We start from the raw sequence: 229 nt of genomic DNA on the forward strand, positions 1-229 counted from the left end.
GTACCGCTGGCGGCATCTCTGCCGGAGGGCTCCGCCGGCGTCCCGACACCAAACATCTCCAGGGCACGCTGCGGGTCCTTGGCGATCAACGCCTCGAAACGCGCCTTCGCGGCGGTGCCGAACCAATCCTTCACCTTCTGCTGCCTGATCCCCGGATCGAGGCCCATCTTGTCGATCAGATCGAGCCCGTCCTGGCGGGCCGCTTCGAAGGTGACAATGTCGTCGGGGT

At 65.9% G+C, this 229-nt stretch carries 1 pseudogene; it reads right to left on the bottom strand.

Annotation, left to right across the window (positions count from 1 at the left end):
* Positions 1 to 229: pseudogene (locus E5W87_RS35895) on the bottom strand (hypothetical protein); the annotation flags it as partial.

Origin of the sequence: Mesorhizobium sp., from assembly GCF_004962925.1 — a bacterium.
Taxonomy (GTDB): domain Bacteria; phylum Pseudomonadota; class Alphaproteobacteria; order Rhizobiales; family Rhizobiaceae; genus Mesorhizobium.